Here is a 707-nt window from a genome sequence, read left to right as displayed (position 1 = left end):
ACTTCGATTGCTGCAGGCGCTGTCGTAATTTCATTACAACTTCCGGCGCCACTAAAACTAATCACACAAAAATAATAGAGTGTCCCCGTACTATCTGTTGGTGGTTGGTAATTGGCTTCTTGACCTTCAGGACTCGCTACCGCAGTACTATTTGCATCAGTTGGATCGTTAGTATTGGTCTCATTATAATACCATTGGTAACTTGTAGTACCGGTAGCAGGACCAGATAACGTAAAGGTTAGCTCTTGGGCTGAACCATTTATACAATACGCGCCGTCCATAGGTTGTGTGTCTACAGATGGTCCTTCATTTACCGTTATGGTTACCGGGTTACTCGTGGCGTTACAGTCGTAAGCGTTTGGCTGACTTATTTCGCAATAGTAAGTGTACACGCCTGCTGGTAAAGAGTTGTCGTGATTAAAAGTACTCGTATCACCATCCGTATCATTTACTTCTGATACGGGCGTGCCGTTTAAATACCACTGAAAGTTGTAGTCGGCAGTATCAATACTTCCATCTGCGTTTAAATCGATACCTCCTGTTACTTGAGCCACTAATAAATCGGCGGAGACCCCAGTACAAATCGTTTGTTCGGATGGGGTGATTACCACCTCTGGATCTTCTATTACTTCGATAGTAAAAATAGCACTCGAGACATCGGCACATCCTAAACTTTCGTCAACATCAACCGTTACATAATAGTAATA

The 707-nt window shown here is 43.1% G+C and carries 1 protein-coding gene; it reads right to left on the bottom strand.

The window, feature by feature from the left end:
* On the bottom strand, positions 1-707 hold a 707-nt coding region (locus ES676_RS14865), incomplete at both ends, for a hypothetical protein (RefSeq protein WP_170234477.1).

This window comes from Bizionia saleffrena, assembly GCF_008086175.1.
Taxonomy (GTDB): domain Bacteria; phylum Bacteroidota; class Bacteroidia; order Flavobacteriales; family Flavobacteriaceae; genus Bizionia; species Bizionia saleffrena.
This window is presented reverse-complemented; position numbering and strand designations above follow the sequence as displayed.